Raw genomic sequence first — 17474 nt, 5'->3', positions numbered from 1 at the left:
TGGTGGGTGGTCGGCGGCCGGCGGCGGGGTCACGCGTCGGCCTCGGACGAGGTGCGCGCGAGGTTGCGGCGGACGGCGTACCACCCGGCGACCAGCGCGGCGACGATCAGCGGCAGGCACAGCACGGTGGTGCGTCCGGCGCCGCCGTCGGCGTACATGAGGAACAGGACCGAGACGAGGAAGAACAGCGTCACGAGTTCGGTCCAGGGGGAACCCGGCAGCCGGTAGTCGGGCCGGGTCAGCTCGCCCCTCTCGGTCTTCTGCCAGAAGAGCAGGTGACAGATCATGATCATGCCCCAGGTGGACAGGATGCCGAGCGCGGCGAAGTTCAGCACGATCTCGAAGGCGTCCGCCGGGACCACGAAGTTGAGGCCGACACCCAGCACACAGATGCCGCTGGTGAGCAGGATGCCGCCGTAGGGGACCTGGCTGCGGCTCATCACGCCGGTGAACTTCGGCGCGGAGCCGGACACCGCCATGGAGCGCAGGATGCGGCCGGTGGAGTACAGGCCGGAGTTGAGCGAGGACATGGCGGCGGTCAGCACGACGAGGTTCATCACACCGCCCGCCGCGGGGATGCCGATGCGGGACAGGACCGTCACGAAGGGGCTCTCGCCGGACGTGTACTTGTTCCAGGGCAGCAGCATGGAGAGCAGGACCACCGAGCCGACGTAGAACAGACCCACGCGCCACATGATCGAGTTGATGGCCTTCGGCATGATCTTCTCGGGGTTCTCGGTCTCACCGGCGGCGACGCCGACCAGCTCGACGGAGGCGTAGGCGAAGACGACGCCCTGGATGATCAGCAGCATGGGCAGCAGGCCGCTGGGGAAGATGCCGCCGTTGTCGGTGATCAGGGACGGGCCGGGGGTGGCGCCGTCCACCGGGTGCCGGGTGACCAGCAGGAAGATGCCGATGCACATGAAGATCACCAGTGCGCTGACCTTGACGATGGCGAACCAGAACTCCAGTTCGCCGAAGATCTTCACCGAGATCAGGTTCACGGTGAGGACCACCGCCAGGGCGATGAGCGCGATCACCCACTGGGGTATGTCGGAGAACATGCCCCAGTAGTGGGTGTAGGTGGCCACCGCGGTGATGTCGGCGATGCCGGTGGTGGCCCAGTTCAGGAAGTACATCCAGCCGGCCGTGTACGCGCCCTTCTCGCCCATGAACTCGCGGGCGTAGGACACGAAGGCGCCGGACGAGGGCCGGTAGAGGACCAGTTCGCCGAGGGCGCGCACCACGAGGAAGGCGAAGACTCCGCAGACCGCGTAGGCGATGAAGAGGGACGGTCCCGCGTCGGCGAGCCGCCCGCCGGCGCCGAGGAAGAGCCCGGTGCCGATGGCCCCGCCGATGGCGATCATGTTGACGTGGCGGGACTTCAGCGACTTGCTGTAGCCCTCGTCTCCGGCGTCGACGTGACGGGTCGAGGGGCGCGTCTCGTCTTTGAGGTGCTGGTCGCTCACGCCGCGGGTCCGCCTTCCAGGGGAGGGTCCGTGCGCGGGGCGCGCACGATGTCGGTGAGGGTCGTCTCGACGCGGTCGAGGTGGTGGCTCATGGCCTCCACCGCGTCGGGCTCGGAACCGTCGATCAGCGCCTCGACGATCGCCCGGTGCTCGCGGTTGGACTGCTCGCGCCGTCCGCCCAGTTCGTTGAGGAAGGCCGACTGACGCGCCAGTGCGTCCCGGATCTCCTCGATGACCCGGCGGAACACCGGGTTCTGGGCGGCCTCGGCCACGGCCAGGTGGAAGAGGGTGTCCATCGCGACCCAGGCGGTGGTGTCCGTCTCCCGCTCCATGCGGTCGAGCAGGTGCGCCAGGTGGTCCAGGTTCTCCGGGGTGCGGCGCAGCGCCGCGTATCCGGCGACCGGGACCTCCACGTGCCGGCGCACCTCGAGCAGATCGCTGGCCGCGTAGTCGCCGAAGGTGGGGTCCTCCACGGTGTTCGCGATCACAAAGGTGCCTTTGCCCGTCTTGGCGACGGTCAGGCCCATCGTCTGCAGGGCGCGCAGGGCTTCCCGCAGGACGGGCCGGGACACCTCGAGGGTGCGGCACAGCTCCGCCTCGGAAGGGAGCTTGTCACCGATGGCGTAGCGGCCGCGTTCGATGGCGTCGCGGAGGTGGGTGAGTACCGCTTCCATCGCGCTGACGCGACGCGGCCCCGCACCACCTGTCTGGCTGTCTGACAGGTTCACGGAAGTGATACTCCGGGTGCGTTGCCGCCGCTGTCAAGACGGTCCGTGAAAGAAAAAATTCAGGGGGCGGGGAGCCTGAAAGGCGCTTTCCGCCCCCTGCGGGGACGACGAGGGGATGCGACCGGCTGGCCGCCGGCCGGTTCCCCGGGGCGGTCAGCTGTCGAGGACCCCGGCGGCCAGCAGGCCGAACAGCGCCACCCCGACGACCAGCCGGTAGACGACGAACGCGTTGAAGGAGTGCTTGGCGACGAACTTCAGCAGCCAGGCGATGGAGGCGTAGGCGACCACGAAGGACACCGCCGTGCCGACGGCCAGCGGCGCCGCCCCGGCGCCGGTGCCCAGCGCGTCCTTCAGCTCGTAGATGCCCGCCCCGGTCAGGGCGGGGATGCCGAGGAAGAACGACAGCCTGGTGGCGGCCACCCGGTCCAGGTCGAGCATGAGCGCGGTGGACATGGTGGCGCCGGAGCGGGAGAAGCCGGGGAAGAGCAGCGCGAGGATCTGCGAACTGCCGACCAGCATCGCGTCCTTGAACGAGGTGTCGTCCTCGCCGCGCTTGTGGCGGCCCATCTGGTCGGCCGCCCACATCACGCCGCTGCCCACGATCAGGGAGCCCGCGACCACCCACAGCGAGGCCAGCGGGCCCTCGATGAGCGGCTTGGCGGCGAGGCCCACCACGACGATCGGGATCGTCGCGTAGATCACCCACCAGGCGAACTTGTAGTCGTGGTGGTGACGCTCCTCACGGCTGCGCAGACCGCGGAACCAGGCCGAGACGATCCGCACGATGTCCTTGCGGAAGTACACCAGCACGGCGGCGATCGCCCCGACCTGGATCACGGCCGAGAACCCGACCACGGCGTCGTCGTCGACCGGGATGCCCATCAGCCCCTCGGTGATCTTCAGATGGCCGGTGGAGGAGACGGGGAGGAACTCGGTCACTCCCTCGACGGCTCCGAGGACGACGGCTTGGCCGACGGAGATGGCGCTCATGGAATCCAGTTCTGAGGAGACGGATCGGTCGACAGCGTGGTGGACGCTCCGGTGTCGTACACAGTCCTACCAGGCGCGGAGCGGGCCGGACCGGCTACGACCACGCCCACTGGCCTATCGCGACTCCGGCGGACGCGGCACCGATGCCCGCCACCACGCTCGCGGCGGCATTGACGGCGGCGTAGAGGCCCGCGCCGGTCTCGGCCAGTCGCAGCGTCTCGTACGAGAACGTCGAGTACGTCGTCAGCGCCCCGCAGAATCCCGTGCCCAGGAACAACCGCAGGTCGGGACCGACGGTGGCGGCGCCGGTCAGGGCGCCGAGGATCAGACAGCCGCTGATGTTGACGACGAAGGTACCCCAGGGGAAGAGCGCGTCGCGCCGGGCCTGCACCGCGCGGTCGGTCAGGTAGCGGAGCGGGGCGCCGATCATGCCGCCGACGACGACCACCAGCCAGTTCACAACGACTTCTTACCCTCCATGTCCGAATCGCCCCGGTTCTCGGTCCGGATGCCGCCTCGGACCGCGCCCTGGCCCCCCGCCCGGGCGGTCCCGCCCCGGCCGACGTACCGGATGACCTCGCAGGGATCGAGGATCACCATGCCCTCCGTGACCAGCTCGTCGAGTTCGGGCAGGAAGGCCCGCACCCGCTCCTCGGTGTCCACGACCACGATCGCGACCGGCAGGTCCTCGCTGAGCGAGAGCAGCCGGGAGGTGTGGATCAGCGAGGAGGCGCCGAAGCCCTCGATGCCCCGGAAGACGCTGGCTCCCGCGAGACCGGCCGCGTGGGCGCGGTGCACGATCTCCGTGTAGAGGGGCTTGCGGTGCCAGGTGTCGTTCTCGCCGACGAAGACGGTCAGCCGCAGGGCACTTCCGGTCAGTCTCGTCATCGCTGCCTCCACAGGAGAACGCGGCGGGTGGCCGTGGCCGCCAGCCAGACCGCGAGGAGCGCCGCGAGCAGGGTCGCGGCGAGGTAGGCCAGGGCCGTGCCGGGACGGTCCTCGCCGAACAGCTTGCGGATGTCGACGGCGTACGTCGAGAAGGTGGTGAACCCGCCCAGCACCCCGGTGCCGAAGAAAGGGCGCACGAGCCGGTGGGTGGTGACCGCCTCGGTGATCACCACCAGGAAGACACCGATCACGGCACAGCCGACGACGTTCACCCAGAAGGTCGTCCAGGGGAAGCCGCCGGACTGCGTGGGCCACCACAGCGAGGCCGCGTACCGGGCGACGGCGCCGATCCCGCCGCCGACGGCCACGACGGCGACCACCGGGAGCTGACCCGTCCCGGTGGCCCTCCGTACCGCGCCGGCGCGGAGGCTGTCGGCCTCCGGAACTGTCATGTCGTACGTCTCCTGCCCGGGGCCGGACCGTCCCGCCTCATCGGAGTGATCACCACCGGCACCAGCGTAACGCCGCCGCTACGTGCCCACGGGCGCCTCGCAGACCGCGATGCCGCGCTCGTGGAGACTGCCCAGGACCAGCCGGCCGCCGGTCTCGCAGACGCTGGTGACCATGCGGAACCCCGAGCGGCGGCGGGTGAGGTGGTGGACGATCCGGCCGTCGTCGTCGACCGCCAGCACCCCCGTCGTGCCGGACGGGCGGTACGGCACGTGCAGGGCGAGGCGAGCGGCGCGGCGGCGTACGGCGGGACCGGCGCGGTGCAGGAGGTCGAGCGGGGGGACGCGCGGGCCGGCCAGCGCCACCCAGACCGGGCCGCCGGGCGCGCCGCGCCAGAGGTTGTCCGGGAACCCCGGCAGCTGCTCGACAAGGGGTTCGGCCGTGCCGGCCCCAGGGCCGGTGAGCCGGTAGCGGGTGAGCCGGCGGGCCCCGGTCTCGGCGACGATCAGGAAGGAGTCGTCGGCGGCGCGCGCGAGACCGTTGGCGAACTGCAGCCCCTCCAGGACGACTTCGGCCTCCCGGGCGCCGGGGTCGAGGCGCAACAGGCGTCCGGTGCCGGTGTGTTCGACGAGGTCGCCGATCCAGTCGCGCAGGGGGTGGACCCGGCTGGACACGGTGAAGTAGACGGTTCCGTCGGGCAGCGCGACGGCGTTGCTGCAGAAGCGCAGCCGCTCCCCCGCCGCCGACTCGGTCAGGACGCGGACGTTGCCGGGGCCGCCGTCGGGGTCGACGCGCAGCAGCGCGCCGTCGGCGCAGCACACCAACAGGTCGCCGTCCGGTAGGAGTTCGAGGCCCAGCGGACGGCCGCCGATCTCGGCGACGTGCTCGATCCGGGCGGCGGGCGGGTCGTCCAGACCGTCGACACGCAGGATCCGCCCGTCCGACACCCCGGTCAGCACCCGCCCTCTGGGGTCGGCGACGACGTCTTCGGGACCGTGCCCGGGGAGGGTGATGAACCTGAGGGGGACGAGAGGCGTCCTACGGTCCATATGGGCCGCCCTTCTTGAGGAGGCGGCCATCCTCCCAGGCGGGCACGGTGTCGACGGGGCGTGGCGATGGTCCTTTGCCGGGCCTTTCCGGAGGGTGGGATCTCCGTTCCCCGGCGCCCCTTCCCGAAGTCCCCTACCACCCCTTCTCGAACATGCGCGCCACTTCGGCGATGCGCATCTCGTCGCGCCGGTAGTAGGTGCGGCGCCTGATCCGCTTGGCGCGCAGCACACCGATGCCGGCGAGCAGGCTGAGGTGGGTGCCCGCCACCTGGCGGCCCACGCCCAGCTTCGCCGCGACGACGTCCGCCGTGACGCCGTCCTCGACGAGGTCGCCGTGCCGCTGCGGCGGGAAATGCCGAGCCGGCTCCTTCAGCCACTCCAGTATTTCCAGTCGCCTCTCACTGACGGGAGTCCTCAGCATCGTCGTGCCCTCCGTCCCTGTGGTCGGGGCTCCCCCGGTACCGCGTCGTCCCACTGTTCCGCAGCCGGGGCCGCCGTGTCCCGGACTCCGCGAGCCTTGGCCGGGATCGAACACCCTTGCCACACAAGGGCGTTCGCGCTAACTGCGGGTGAAGGGCCGGAGGCCCGGCCGCGGGTGCGGCCGGGCCTCCGGTTCGGGAGTGCGGGGCGGATCAGCGGTGGCTGAACCACGACATGGAGGACAGGGCCTTGTCGTCGTAGCCGAACAGGGCCTGGTTCTCCCAGCCGTTGCCGGAGGTGGCGTCGGTCGGGTCCCAGCCGTTGCCGGTGACCGCGGTCCAGGTGGACTCCCAGTAGAAGAGGCCGAGCCCGCGGCCGTTCGGGACGGCCTCCACGATGCTCGCCACGTCGTTCATCCACCGGGTCTGGCCGGCGACGGTCGCCGGGTAGCCGGAGACCAGTTCGCTCGAGAGGTCGATGATGTTCTCGGTCGAGTCCTCGCTGTCCAGCCGGAAGGGGTACGCCGTCTCGGCGACGAACACCGGCTTGGCGTAACGGGAGGCGGCGTCGTCGAGGGTGGTCTGGAAGTCGGCGAGCGTGCCGTGCCAGTACCCGTAGTACGACAGGCCGATGACGTCGAACTTCACGCCGTTGGAGACCGCGTTGTCGAACCACCAGCGGGTGCCGGCCAGGTCACCGCCCTTGGCGAGGTGCAGCGCCACGCTCGTACCGGAGTTGACGGCCTTGACCGCGTCGTAGCCGGAGTTGAGCAGTCCGGCGAGCTGCGACCAGTTGTCGGTGGAACCCGTGGACCACAGCATGCCGCCGTTGATCTCGTTGCCGACCTGCACCATGTCGGCGGTGGTGCCCTGCGCCTTGAGGGCGTTGAGGACGTCGTAGGTGTGGTTGTAGACGTCCGTCTTCAGCCGGCTGTACGAGTGTCCCGCCCACGCGGCGGGCACGGTCTGCGCCCCCGGGTCGGCCCAGGTGTCCGAGTAGTGGAAGTCCACCAGGAGCTTCGTGCCCTGCGCCTTGATGCGCTTGGCGGCCGCCAGGACCCGCGCCTTGTTGTTGTAGCCGTCGGCGGGGTTCACCCAGACCTTGACGCGCGCGTAGTTCTGCCCGGCGTTCTTCAGGACGGCGAGCGCGTCCTGGGTGGTGCCGGAGCTGTTCTTGTAGACGCCGCCGAGGGCCTCGCTCTTGATGAGCGACGACACGTCCGAGCCCTTGACGGACAGGCCGGTGGAGCCCGACGCGAAGGTCAGGTCGTCGACGTTGATCCAGTTCCCGGCGTTGGCGTCGGAGTTGACGCTGATCGTGCACTGGTTGTTCGTCACCGCGATGGAGGTGACGATGCGGATCCAGCCGCTGGAGGACACCGGCAGGGCGGTGCGCTGCTCGGCGCTGCCGCAGTTCTTCAGCGCGATGTAGGCGGAGTTCTGGCCGCCGCCGGAACGCACCCAGGCGGTGAGCGTGTAGGTCCCGTTGGAGAGGCCGGACAGGTACTGGTACGTCTCGACCTTGTAGGCGGAGGCCGAGTAGTGCGAGAGGCGGTAACCGCCCGTGTGGCCGCCGGACTCGGTGTAGGAGGCGGCGTTCTGGCCGGCCGCCGAGTACGTCGTCCAGCCGGACGGTGCCGCGGTGCCGGCGCCGTCGGTCTCGAAGCCGCCGTTGGTCAGCGTGGTGGCCGCCTGCGCGCTCGGTGCGGGCAGGACGGTGAGGGCGAGCCCCGCGGCGAGCGGCAGCAGCAGGGTCCTGAGCGTGCGTCTGGGATGGAACATCGTCGTCCGTCGTCCCTTCGACATGTTGGATGGGGATTCCCTCGTGGGGCGAGGGCCCCCTCCGCCCGCGGCTCGCGGCTCCACGGGCGAAGGGGGAGTCGGCTCAGCCGTCGAGTCGTACGACCCGTACGGCTCCCGCCGGGACCGCGAGGCGGCCGGCGGCGCGTTCGCCCGTCAGCAGTTCGGTGCCGGAGCTCTCCAGCGGCACCTTGGCGTCGGCCGTGGTGTGGTTGATCGCGAAGAGGTAGCTGCCCGTCCCGCCGGAGCGGCGCACGACCTCCACGTCGCGCGGCAGGTCGGCGCGCGGGGCGATCGCCGCGTCCTCGGCCGCCCGGCCGAGCAGCGCGTCCAGGCCCTCGGGGCCGAGGCGGGTGGAGACGTACCAGGCGGTGCCCTCGCCGAGCCGGTGCCGGGTGACGGCCGGGTGGCCGGCGGTGAGGCCGTCGGCGTAGGTCCACACGGTCTCGGCGCCGCGCGGCACGACGAACTCCGTCCACACGTCGCCGGCGAGCTCGCCGCCGGGGCCGGTGACGCGCACGCTCTCGCCCTGGAGCAGCGGCGAGAACTCCTCGACCGTCAGGCCCAGTACGTCGCGCAGCGCGCCGGGGTAGGCGCCCTCGTGGACGGCGTCGTGCTCGTCGACGATGCCGGAGAAGTACGACACGACCAGGGTGCCGCCGCCGGCGACGTAGTCCCTGAGGTTGTTCCCGGCCGCCTCCGTCATCAGGTACAGGGCGGGCACCACGACCATCGGGTAGCGCGTGAGGTCGGCCTCGGGATGCGCGAAGTCGACGGTGAGGTGGCGGTCGTAGAGGGCCTCGTAGAAGGCGTCGGCCCGCTCGCGCGGGTCGGCGTCCTCGCTGGGCCGCCAGTCGAGGTTCTGCGCCCACCAGGAGTGCCAGTCCCACAGGACCGCGACGTCGGCGTCGGTGCGGGTGCCGCGGATCGGGCCGAGCGAGTCGAGGGAGGCGCCGAGTTCGACGACCTCGCGCCACACGCGGGTGCCGGTGCCGCCGTGCGGGACCATCGCCGAGTGGAACTTCTCGGCGCCGCGCCGGGACTGCCGCCACTGGAAGAACATGGCGCCCTCGGAACCGCGGGCCACGTGGGCCAGGGAGTTGCGGGCCATCTGGCCGGGTGCCTTGGCGGGGTTGCGCGGCTGCCAGTTGACGCCCGAGGTGGAGTGCTCCAGAAGGATCCAGGGGGCGCCGGCGGCGACGGAGCGGGTGAGGTCGGCGGCCATCGCGAGGTTGACGTGGGTGCGGCGGCCGTCGGTGATCAGGTAGTGGTCGTTGGTGACGATGTCGACCTCGCGGCCCCAGGCCCAGTAGTCGACCGAGTCGCACTGGCTGAGGGCGGTCATGAAGTTGGTCGTCACCGGGAGGCCCGGCGCGAGGCGGTGCAGGATGTCCCGCTCCGCGCAGAAGTTCTCGCGCATGGTGGCGTCGGCGAAGCGCCGGTAGTCCAGCGCCTGTCCCGGGTTGCCCACGGTCGGGGTCGTGCGCGGCGGGTTGACGTCCTCGAAGCTCGCGTAGCGCTGGCCCCAGAAGGCGGTGCCCCAGGCCTCGTTGACCGCGGCGACGGTGCCGTACGTGGTCTCCAGCCAGCGGCGGAAGTGGGCGGCGCAGGAGTCGCAGTAGCAGGCGGAGACGGGCACACCGTACTCGTTGTGCACGTGCCACATCGCCAGCGCCGGGTGGTCGCCGTAGCGCTCGGCGAGGCGCGTGGTGATGTTCGCCGCGGCGGCGCGGTAGTCCGCGTTGCTGTGGCACAGCGCGCCGCGGGAGCCGAACTCGTAGCGCACGCCGTCGGCGGACACGGGCAGCGCGTCGGGATGGTTTCGGTAGAACCAGACCGGGGGCGCGACGGTGGGGGTGCCGAGGTCGACGCGGATGCCGTTGTCGTGCAGCAGGCCGAGGACGCGGTCCAGCCAGCCGAAGTCGTACTCCCCGGGCGAGGGCTCCAGCAGGGCCCAGGAGAAGATCCCGACACTCACCATCGTGACGCCGGCCTCGCGCATCAGCCGGACGTCGTCCTGCCAGACGCTTTCCGGCCACTGCTCGGGGTTGTAGTCCCCACCGAAGGCGAGCCGGGTGAGGCCCTTGGGGTTGGTCTCCGGCATGGATGTCTCCCGTTTAGTCGATCATTTGGGAACGTGCACACACAGCGGCGGCGTTCGGAGACCAACATAACCGCACAGCAACAACCATTGACAAGTGTCCGGGATGTTTCTCTACTGTGAACGCTCACAGACAGCAGAGCAGCTTCTCGCGACGGGCGGGGAGCCCGCTCCTGCGATCGCATGGCAGGTTTTCGCACCGGGCGAAGACCCAGGTCAGGGGAGAGATCCATGCCCAACACGAAGCGCCGGCGGCTCGTTGTCAGAAGTGCGGCTGCCACCCTCGCCGTCGCCCTCGGCGCCACCGCACTCACCGCCTGCGGCTCGTCCGACGAGGACAGCGCCGAGTCCGGTCCTGTCTCGCTCACGTACTGGACGTGGACGCCCGGTATGGACAAGGTCGTGGACCTGTGGAACAAGGGCGAGGGCAAGAAGGACCAGATCACCGTCACGGTGAAGAAGCAGGCGTCCGGCGACACGCTGGTCACCAAGATCCTCACCGCGCACAAGGCCGGCAAGGGTCCCGACCTGGTCCAGGCCGAGTACCAGGCACTCCCGACACTGGTCAGCAACGACGCGCTGGCGGACATAGCGAAGAACGTCGGCGACGCGAAGGCCAAGTTCGCCGACGGTGTCTGGCAGCAGACGACGCTGGGCACGGACGCCGTCTACGCGGTGCCGCAGGACATCGGCCCGATGATGTTCTACTACCGCGCGGACCTCTTCGAGAAGTACGGCCTGACGGTCCCCACGACCTGGGAGCAGTTCGCGGCGACCGCCCGGACGCTGAAGGAGAAGGCTCCGGACACGGACCTCACCACCTTCTCCGCCAACGACTCCGGTCTCTTCGCGGGCCTCGCCCAGCAGGCCGGCGCCAAGTGGTGGACCACCTCCGGCGACAAGTGGAACGTCGGCATCAACGACGCGGCCACCAAGAAGGTCGCCGACTTCTGGGGCGGCCTCGTCAAGGAGGGCGCCATCGACAACCAGCCGATGTACACCCCGGCCTGGAACAAGGCGCTCAACACCGGCAAGCAGATCGCCTGGGTCTCCGCCGTGTGGGCCCCCGGCACCCTGACCACCGCCGCGCCCGACACCAAGGGCAAGTGGTCCATGGCCCCGCTCCCCCAGTGGTCGAACAGCGAGGACGTCACCGGCAGCTGGGGCGGATCCTCCACCGCCGTGACGACGGACTCGAAGCACAAGGAGGCCGCCGCCCGGTTCGCCGCCTGGCTGAACACCGACGGCGACGCCCTGAACGCCCTGGCCAAGGAGAGCGGCATCTACCCGGCCTCCACCTCCGCCCAGCTCAGCGGCGCCTTCACCACCCCGCCGGACTACTTCTCGAACCAGGCGGACTTCTACACCACGGCCGCCAGGATCGCGAAGACCACGGCGCCCTCGGCCTGGGGCCCGAACGTCAACGTCGCCTACACGACCTTCAAGGACGCGTTCGGCGCCGCCGCGAAGGACAAGTCGGACTTCTCCGCCGCCCTGGACAAGATGCAGGCGGACACCGTCGCCGACATGAAGAAGCAGGGCTTCGAGGTCTCCGAGTGACCACCGCACACCGCCGGAGGGCGTACGGGGTCAAGGGGGCCCCGTACGCCTTCCTCCTCCCCGCGGCGATCCTCTTCGCCCTGTTCTTCGCGCTGCCCATCGGATACGCGATGTGGCTCAGCTTCCGCAAGGTGCACGTCTCCGGCCTGGGCCTCGGCTCGGGTGCGCGCAAGGAGGTCTGGGCCGGCCTCGAGAACTACACCGCCGCCCTCACCGACAGCGAGCTGCTCGACGGCGCGCTGCGCGTCCTCGGCTACGGCTGCATCGTCGTCCCGGTGATGCTGGGCCTGGCGCTGCTGTTCGCGCTGATGCTCGACTCCGAGAAGGTGCGGCTCACCTCGTTCACCCGGCTCGCGATCTTCCTGCCGTACGCCATCCCCGGCGTGGTGGCGGCGCTGCTGTGGGGATTCCTGTACCTCCCCGACGTCAGCCCCTTCTACTACGTGCTCGAGAAGCTGGGCATGCCGCAGCCGGACCTGCTGGACGGCGGTCCGCTGTACCTCGCCCTGTCGAACATCGCGGTCTGGGGCGGCACCGGCTTCAACATGATCGTCATCTACACCTCGCTGCAGGCCATCCCGGCCGAGGTGTACGAGGCGGCGAAGCTGGACGGCGCCACCCCGACGCAGATCGCGCTGCGGATCAAGATCCCGATGGTGGCGCCCTCGCTGGTGCTGACCTTCTTCTTCTCGATCATCGCCACGCTCCAGGTCTTCAACGAGCCGACCACCCTCAAGCCGCTCACCAACTCCGTCTCCACGACCTGGAGTCCGCTCATGAAGGTGTACCGGGACGCGTTCGGCACCGGGGACATCTACCAGGCGGCCGCCGAGGCCGTGATCATCGCTTTCGCCACGCTGGTGCTGTCGTTCGGCTTCCTGCGGGCCGCGAACCGCCGCAACAGGCGGGACGTCAGTCAGGGAGGGGCCCGATGAGTTCTCTTGCCGTCCACAAGGCCCCCTCGGCGGCCGGCGCCGCCGGCACCGCCCGCAGCCGTCCGCCGCTGCGCGGCCGGATCGCCCTCGTGCCGACGCTCACGCTGCTCCTGGGCGCCGTCTACTGCCTGCTCCCGGTGGCCTGGGTGGTGATCGCGTCCACCAAATCCGGCAGTGAGCTGTTCTCCACGTTCACGTTCCTGCCGGGCAGCGGCTTCACCGACAACGTGCACGACCTCAACGCCTACCGCGACGGCATCTACTGGCAGTGGATGACCAACTCCGGCCTGTACGCGGTGCTCGGCGCGCTGCTGTCGACCTGCGTGTCGGCGTTCAGCGGCTACGCGCTGGCGACGTACCGCTTCCCGGGCCGCGAGGCGCTGTTCAACGTGCTGCTCGCGGGCGTGCTGATGCCGCCGATCATCCTCGCCGTCCCCCAGTACCTGCTGATGGCGCAGGCGGACCTCACGGACTCCTACTGGTCCGTGCTGCTGCCGCAGATCCTCTCCCCGTACGGCGTCTACCTCTCGCGCATCTACGCGGCCGCGGCCGTGCCGGGCGACGTGGTCGAGGCCGGGCGGATGGACGGGGCGAGCGAGTGGCGGATCTTCACCCGGATCGCGCTGCCGATGATGGTGCCCGGCATGGTCACGGTGTTCCTGTTCCAGTTCGTGGCGATCTGGAACAACTTCCTGCTGCCGTACATCATGCTCAGCGACGACGAGAAGTTCCCGATCACGCTCGGCCTGTTCACGCTCCTCGAACAGGGCGCCAACACCCCGGCGCTCTACACGCTGGTGATCACCGGCGCCTTCCTCGCGGTGATCCCGCTGGTGGCGCTGTTCCTGGTCATTCAGCGGTTCTGGAGCCTGGATCTGCTGTCCGGAGCCGTAAAGTCATGACCATGAACAATGGTGCGGGGGGCCGGCGCAGACCGCCGACCATCCACGACGTGGCGCGGGAGGCGGGAGTCTCGCGGGGCACCGTCTCACGGGTGCTCAACGGTGGACACTACGTCAGCCCCAGCGCGGCCGAGGCGGTCAACGCCGCCATCCGCAAGACGGGTTACGTCGTGAACCGGCACGCCCGCTCCCTGATCACCGGCCGTTCCGACTCGGTGGGCTTCCTGCTGACGGAGCCCCAGGAGCGGTTCTTCGAGGACCCCAACTTCAACGTCCTGCTGCGCGGCTGTACGCAGGCGCTGGCCGCGCACGACATCCCCCTCCTGCTGATGATCGCCGGGACCGAGGACGAGCGGCGGCGCATCACGCGGTACATCACCGCCGGGCATGTCGACGGGGTGCTGCTGGTGTCCAGCCACTCCGGGGACCCGGTCGCCACGGAGCTGCGCGAGGCGGGCGTCCCGCTGGTCGCGTGCGGCAAGCCGATCGGCATCGGCTCCAAGGTGAGCTACGTGGCGGCCGACGACCGCGACGGCGCCCGGGACATGGTGCGCCATCTGCTGGCCCAGGGCCGCCGGCGGGTCGGCGTGGTCACCGGACCGCTGGACACCCCCGGCGGTGTGGAGCGGCTCGCGGGCTACCGTGAGGTGCTCGCCGAGGCGGGCGTCGACTACGACGAGCGGATCGTCGTCTCCGGTGACTACAGCCGGGCCAGCGGCGAGGCGGGCGGCGAGCGGCTGCTGGCGCAGGCGCCGGACCTCGACGCGGTGTTCGTCGCGTCCGACCTGATGGCGCAGGGCGTGCTGACGGCGCTGCACCGGGCCGGCCGGCGGGTGCCCGAGGACGTCGCGGTCGGCGGCTTCGACGACTCCCCCGCAGCCACCGCGGCCAGCCCCTCGCTCACCACGATCCGCCAGCCCTGGGACCGGATCAGCAACGAGATGGTCCGGGTGCTGCTCGCCCAGATAGGCGGCGAGGACCCGGCGGCGGTGATCCTGCCGACGGAGCTGGTCGAGCGGGAGTCGACGTGAGGAACCCCCGGGACCGCGCGCCGAAGCGGTCAGGATCGGAGAAGCCGTGAGCGGCTTCCCGGCCTAGCGTGAGCAGTGGGGAGCGACACGGACCCGTTCGCCCCTACCGCACCTCACCGAGGAGAACGCCATGAGCGCCGGCATGCAGACGATCATCTACCCCGTCAAGGACCTCGCCCGGGCGAAGGCCCTGTTCAGCGCGCTGCTGGAGGTCGAGCCGTACGCCGACGAGCCCTACTACGTCGGTTTCAAGGCCGCAGGGCAGGACATCGGTCTCGACCCGAACGGCCACGCGAAGGGCATGACCGGGCCGGTCCCCTACTGGCACGTCACGGACCTGCGCGAGCGGCTCGCGGCGCTGGTCGCGGCCGGGGCCGAGCTGCTGCAGGACGCGCAGGACGTCGGCGGCGGCAGGCTGATCGCCTTCGTGAAGGACGCGGACGGCAACCTGGTGGGGCTGCTCCAGGATCCGGCCGCCTGAGGCTCCCGGGGAACCGCTTGCACCCGCACTAGTTGCACACTCAATGATTCGCCTTTTTGGTGTTACCGTGCGGGTATGGCAGCGAAGACGGCCGGGGCGGGCCTCGAGGATCGGTGGCGGGACATCCTGTCGGTGCACGCGCGCACGATGTGCGAGATCGATCGCGCGCTGCACCCGCACGGCCTCGGAGCGAGTGACTTCGAAGTGCTCGACATCCTCGCCTCCGAGGCGCCCCGGGAGGGCGACCAGTGCCGGGTGCAGAACCTGGTCGGCCGGGTGCACCTCAGCCAGAGCGCGCTGTCCCGCCTCATCGGCCGGCTGGAGAAGGACGGCCTGGTGGAGCGCTCCGTCTGCGTGGAGGACCGGCGCGGGGTATGGGTGGCCCTCACCCGCAAGGGCCGCGACCTGCACACCGAGGTGCTGCCGCTCCAGCGGGCGGTGCTGGGCCGGATGCTGGCCGACTCCTAGGCCTCCCGGCTCCCCCGGCCCTCGGGGGAGCCCGATGCGGGAAGCGCCCGCGGGTCAGCGGACCAGCAGGGTGCGGACCCCTTCCGAGGTGAGCGTCAGCGGATGGTCGCCGGCCGCGTCGATGGACAGGGACAGCTCACCGGTCGGCCACTGCGCGGCGAGCGCGCCGAGCGGCACGAGCCGGTAGCGGGCGACCTCCGGCAGCAGATCCACCATCTCCGGTTCGGAGGTGAACACCGGCACCACGGGCGCGCCCCCGGGCTGTTCCAGGACGGGCAGCGCGACGGTGGCCGGATTGGTGATGTCCTCGTCCGTGGCGTCGTCGGGCACGGGCACGAGCACGTCGCAGTGCGCGAGCGTGTCCAGGGCGGCGGTGTCCTCGGTGTCCCGGGCCAGCGCGTCCAGCGCCAGCGCGGCGGGGTTGTCGGTGCGGTCGTGCGCGGGTGTCTCCATGACGGTCTCCCCTGGTAGCGGCGGTTCGGCCACGCGTACCCGACCGGCAGTGGCTCAATCCCCCCGCCGACGACCGAACCACCGACCCCCCTGCCTGTCGGCGGGTGGGGGCCCGGCGACGGCCCGCCGAACAGGAACGTCCGGCGTTGCCCGCTCCCCCCCTCCAGCCGTGCCGGCACGGGGTGCACAGCTGAGCGCGGGCCCGCTTGAATGATCGAATTCCCGGAGGGTTAGCATATGAGCGCCACCTAGCTCGAAAGATAGGCCCGTGACGCTCAACGACGATTCGTTCACCAACTGGAAGAACCGCGAGGAGATCGCGGAGTCGATGATCCCGATGATCGGGAAGCTGCACCGCGAGCGGGACGTGACCGTCCTGCTGCACAGCCGCTCCCTGGTGAACAAGTCGGTGGTCAGCATCCTCAAGACCCACCGGTTCGCCCGCCAGATCGCGGGCGAGGAGCTCTCGGTCACCGAGACGCTGCCGTTCCTCGAGGCGCTCACCGCGCTCGACCTCGGCCCGTCGCAGATCGACCTCGGCATGCTCGCCGCGACCTACCGGGCCGACGACCGGGGTCTGTCGGTGGCGGAGTTCACCGCCGAGGCCGTGGCCGGCGCTACCGGCGCGAACAAGATCGACCGGCGTGAGCCGCGCGATGTCGTCCTGTACGGCTTCGGCCGCATCGGCCGGCTCGTCGCCCGGTTGCTCATCGAGAAGTCCGGCTCGGGCAACGGCCTGCGGCTGCGTGCCATCGTGGTGCGCGGCGGCGGCGAGCAGGACCTGGTCAAGCGCGCGTCCCTGCTGCGCCGCGACTCGGTGCACGGCCAGTTCCAGGGCACGATCACGGTCGACGAGGCCAACAACAAGATCATCGCCAACGGCAACGAGATCACGGTGATCTACGCCGACGACCCCAGCCAGGTCGACTACACGGCGTACGGCGTCCGCAACGCCATCCTCATCGACAACACCGGCAAGTGGCGCGACCGCGAGGGCCTCGCCAAGCACCTGCGGCCGGGTGTCGACAAGGTCGTGCTGACCGCGCCCGGCAAGGGCGATGTGCCGAACATCGTGCACGGCGTCAACCACGACACCATCAAGCCGGACGAGCAGATCCTGTCCTGCGCTTCGTGCACCACCAACGCGATCGTCCCGCCGCTGAAGGCGATGGCCGACGAGTTCGGTGTGCTGCGCGGCCACGTGGAGACCGTCCACTCGTTCACCAACGACCAGAACCTGCTGGACAACTACCACAAGGCCGACCGTCGCGGCCGTTCCGCGCCGCTGAACATGGTCATCACCGAGACCGGTGCCGCCTCCGCCGTCGCCAAGGCGCTGCCCGACCTCAAGGCGCCCATCACCGGCAGCTCGATCCGCGTGCCGGTGCCGGACGTCTCGATCGCGATCCTCAGCCTGCGGCTCGGCCGGGAGACCACCCGCGAGGAGGTCCTCGACCACCTCCGCGAGGTGTCGCTGACCTCGCCGCTCAGGCGCCAGATCGACTTCACCACGGCGCCTGACGCGGTCTCGATGGACTTCATCGGCTCGCGTCACTCGTCGATCATCGACGCCGGCGCCACCAAGGTCGACGGCGACAACGCGATCCTCTACCTCTGGTACGACAACGAGTTCGGCTACTCCTGCCAGGTCGTCCGTGTCGTCCAGCACGTCTCCGGGGTGGAGTACCCGACGTACCCGGCGACGGGCGTCTGAGACCGACGGCACGCGTCGGAGAACGACGGCACGAAA

18 protein-coding genes are annotated in these 17474 nt (G+C 70.3%); 7 read left to right on the top strand and 11 right to left on the bottom strand.

The window, feature by feature from the left end:
- Positions 1-29 precede the first annotated feature (29 nt).
- The 10 genes from J2X68_RS09835 to J2X68_RS09790 all read right to left on the bottom strand — a co-directional run bounded on the left by J2X68_RS09835 (position 30) and on the right by J2X68_RS09790 (position 9897).
- Positions 30-1469, bottom strand: a complete 1440-nt coding sequence (locus tag J2X68_RS09835) for an amino acid permease (protein ID WP_310432086.1) — start codon at positions 1467-1469, stop codon at positions 30-32.
- Positions 1466-2197, bottom strand: coding sequence for a FadR/GntR family transcriptional regulator (locus J2X68_RS09830; protein WP_310432085.1), 732 nt, complete (start codon positions 2195-2197; stop codon positions 1466-1468). The genes J2X68_RS09835 and J2X68_RS09830 overlap by 4 nt, the downstream gene beginning before the upstream one ends.
- A 153-nt stretch (positions 2198-2350) precedes the next feature.
- On the bottom strand, positions 2351-3187 hold the full coding sequence (locus J2X68_RS09825; protein WP_310432084.1) for an undecaprenyl-diphosphate phosphatase: 837 nt from the start codon (positions 3185-3187) through the stop codon (positions 2351-2353).
- Between the two features lie 94 nt (positions 3188-3281).
- Positions 3282-3647, bottom strand: coding sequence for a fluoride efflux transporter CrcB (gene crcB, locus J2X68_RS09820; RefSeq protein ID WP_310432083.1), 366 nt, complete (start codon positions 3645-3647; stop codon positions 3282-3284).
- Complete coding sequence (locus J2X68_RS09815) at positions 3644-4075, bottom strand: DUF190 domain-containing protein (RefSeq protein ID WP_310432082.1); 432 nt, start codon at positions 4073-4075, stop codon at positions 3644-3646. The genes crcB (J2X68_RS09820) and J2X68_RS09815 overlap by 4 nt, the downstream gene beginning before the upstream one ends.
- A complete protein-coding gene (crcB, locus tag J2X68_RS09810) occupies positions 4072-4527 on the bottom strand; it encodes a fluoride efflux transporter CrcB (RefSeq protein WP_310432081.1) in 456 nt (151 codons plus the stop codon). Before crcB (J2X68_RS09810) ends, J2X68_RS09815 begins: the two co-directional genes overlap by 4 nt.
- Before the next feature lie 78 nt (positions 4528-4605).
- A complete protein-coding gene (locus J2X68_RS09805; RefSeq protein ID WP_310432080.1) occupies positions 4606-5574 on the bottom strand; it encodes an SMP-30/gluconolactonase/LRE family protein in 969 nt (322 codons plus the stop codon).
- Positions 5575-5707: 133 nt separating this feature from the next.
- Positions 5708-5995, bottom strand: a complete 288-nt coding sequence (locus J2X68_RS09800; RefSeq protein ID WP_310432079.1) for an ArsR family transcriptional regulator — start codon at positions 5993-5995, stop codon at positions 5708-5710.
- Positions 5996-6206: 211 nt separating this feature from the next.
- A complete protein-coding gene (locus J2X68_RS09795; protein ID WP_310432078.1) occupies positions 6207-7775 on the bottom strand; it encodes an arabinogalactan endo-1,4-beta-galactosidase in 1569 nt (522 codons plus the stop codon).
- 103 nt (positions 7776-7878) lie between these two features.
- A complete protein-coding gene (locus J2X68_RS09790; protein WP_310432077.1) occupies positions 7879-9897 on the bottom strand; it encodes a beta-galactosidase in 2019 nt (672 codons plus the stop codon).
- 228 nt (positions 9898-10125) lie between these two features.
- On the opposite strand from J2X68_RS09790, the gene J2X68_RS09785 reads away from it, so the two are divergent.
- The 6 genes from J2X68_RS09785 (at position 10126) to J2X68_RS09760 (ending at position 15271) form a co-directional block, all read left to right on the top strand.
- Positions 10126-11454, top strand: coding sequence for an extracellular solute-binding protein (locus J2X68_RS09785; protein WP_310432076.1), 1329 nt, complete (start codon positions 10126-10128; stop codon positions 11452-11454).
- The gene (locus J2X68_RS09780) at positions 11451-12389 is read left to right on the top strand and encodes a sugar ABC transporter permease (RefSeq protein ID WP_310432075.1); all 939 of its coding nucleotides are present in this window, start codon (positions 11451-11453) and stop codon (positions 12387-12389) included. Before J2X68_RS09785 ends, J2X68_RS09780 begins: the two co-directional genes overlap by 4 nt.
- On the top strand, positions 12386-13291 hold the full coding sequence (locus tag J2X68_RS09775; RefSeq protein WP_310432074.1) for a carbohydrate ABC transporter permease: 906 nt from the start codon (positions 12386-12388) through the stop codon (positions 13289-13291). Before J2X68_RS09780 ends, J2X68_RS09775 begins: the two co-directional genes overlap by 4 nt.
- The gene (locus J2X68_RS09770; RefSeq protein ID WP_310432073.1) at positions 13288-14322 is read left to right on the top strand and encodes a LacI family DNA-binding transcriptional regulator; all 1035 of its coding nucleotides are present in this window, start codon (positions 13288-13290) and stop codon (positions 14320-14322) included. Before J2X68_RS09775 ends, J2X68_RS09770 begins: the two co-directional genes overlap by 4 nt.
- 130 nt (positions 14323-14452) lie before the next feature.
- Complete coding sequence (locus J2X68_RS09765; RefSeq protein WP_310432072.1) at positions 14453-14803, top strand: VOC family protein; 351 nt, start codon at positions 14453-14455, stop codon at positions 14801-14803.
- A gap of 75 nt (positions 14804-14878) precedes the next feature.
- Positions 14879-15271, top strand: a complete 393-nt coding sequence (locus J2X68_RS09760; RefSeq protein ID WP_310432071.1) for a MarR family transcriptional regulator — start codon at positions 14879-14881, stop codon at positions 15269-15271.
- Between the two features lie 54 nt (positions 15272-15325).
- On the opposite strand, the gene J2X68_RS09755 is transcribed toward J2X68_RS09760, so the two are convergent.
- Entirely contained in the window at positions 15326-15724 is a 399-nt protein-coding gene (locus J2X68_RS09755; protein ID WP_310432070.1) for an SseB family protein, read from the bottom strand.
- 268 nt (positions 15725-15992) lie between these two features.
- Between J2X68_RS09755 and J2X68_RS09750 the strand changes: the two genes are divergently transcribed.
- Positions 15993-17438: a glyceraldehyde-3-phosphate dehydrogenase gene (locus J2X68_RS09750; RefSeq protein ID WP_310432069.1), complete on the top strand. Its 1446-nt coding sequence runs from the start codon at positions 15993-15995 to the stop codon at positions 17436-17438.
- Positions 17439-17474: the final 36 nt, after the last annotated feature.

Origin of the sequence: Streptomyces sp. 3330, from assembly GCF_031456635.1 — a bacterium.
Lineage (GTDB): Bacteria > Actinomycetota > Actinomycetes > Streptomycetales > Streptomycetaceae > Streptomyces.
This window is presented reverse-complemented; position numbering and strand designations above follow the sequence as displayed.

Excerpts from the sequence above, each read along its gene's own strand:
- J2X68_RS09825 (WP_310432084.1), bottom strand. The coding sequence starts at position 3,187 with ATGAGCGCCATCTCCGTCGGCCAAGCCGTCGTCCTCGGAGCCGTCGAG.
- J2X68_RS09815 (WP_310432082.1), bottom strand. The coding sequence starts at position 4,075 with ATGACGAGACTGACCGGAAGTGCCCTGCGGCTGACCGTCTTCGTCGGC.
- crcB (WP_310432081.1), bottom strand. The coding sequence starts at position 4,527 with ATGACAGTTCCGGAGGCCGACAGCCTCCGCGCCGGCGCGGTACGGAGG.
- J2X68_RS09805 (WP_310432080.1), bottom strand. The coding sequence starts at position 5,574 with ATGGACCGTAGGACGCCTCTCGTCCCCCTCAGGTTCATCACCCTCCCC.
- J2X68_RS09800 (WP_310432079.1), bottom strand. The coding sequence starts at position 5,995 with ATGCTGAGGACTCCCGTCAGTGAGAGGCGACTGGAAATACTGGAGTGG.
- J2X68_RS09795 (WP_310432078.1), bottom strand. The coding sequence starts at position 7,775 with ATGTTCCATCCCAGACGCACGCTCAGGACCCTGCTGCTGCCGCTCGCC.
- J2X68_RS09790 (WP_310432077.1), bottom strand. The coding sequence starts at position 9,897 with ATGCCGGAGACCAACCCCAAGGGCCTCACCCGGCTCGCCTTCGGTGGG.
- J2X68_RS09785 (WP_310432076.1), top strand. The coding sequence starts at position 10,126 with ATGCCCAACACGAAGCGCCGGCGGCTCGTTGTCAGAAGTGCGGCTGCC.
- J2X68_RS09775 (WP_310432074.1), top strand. The coding sequence starts at position 12,386 with ATGAGTTCTCTTGCCGTCCACAAGGCCCCCTCGGCGGCCGGCGCCGCC.
- J2X68_RS09770 (WP_310432073.1), top strand. The coding sequence starts at position 13,288 with ATGACCATGAACAATGGTGCGGGGGGCCGGCGCAGACCGCCGACCATC.
- J2X68_RS09765 (WP_310432072.1), top strand. The coding sequence starts at position 14,453 with ATGAGCGCCGGCATGCAGACGATCATCTACCCCGTCAAGGACCTCGCC.
- J2X68_RS09760 (WP_310432071.1), top strand. The coding sequence starts at position 14,879 with ATGGCAGCGAAGACGGCCGGGGCGGGCCTCGAGGATCGGTGGCGGGAC.
- J2X68_RS09755 (WP_310432070.1), bottom strand. The coding sequence starts at position 15,724 with ATGGAGACACCCGCGCACGACCGCACCGACAACCCCGCCGCGCTGGCG.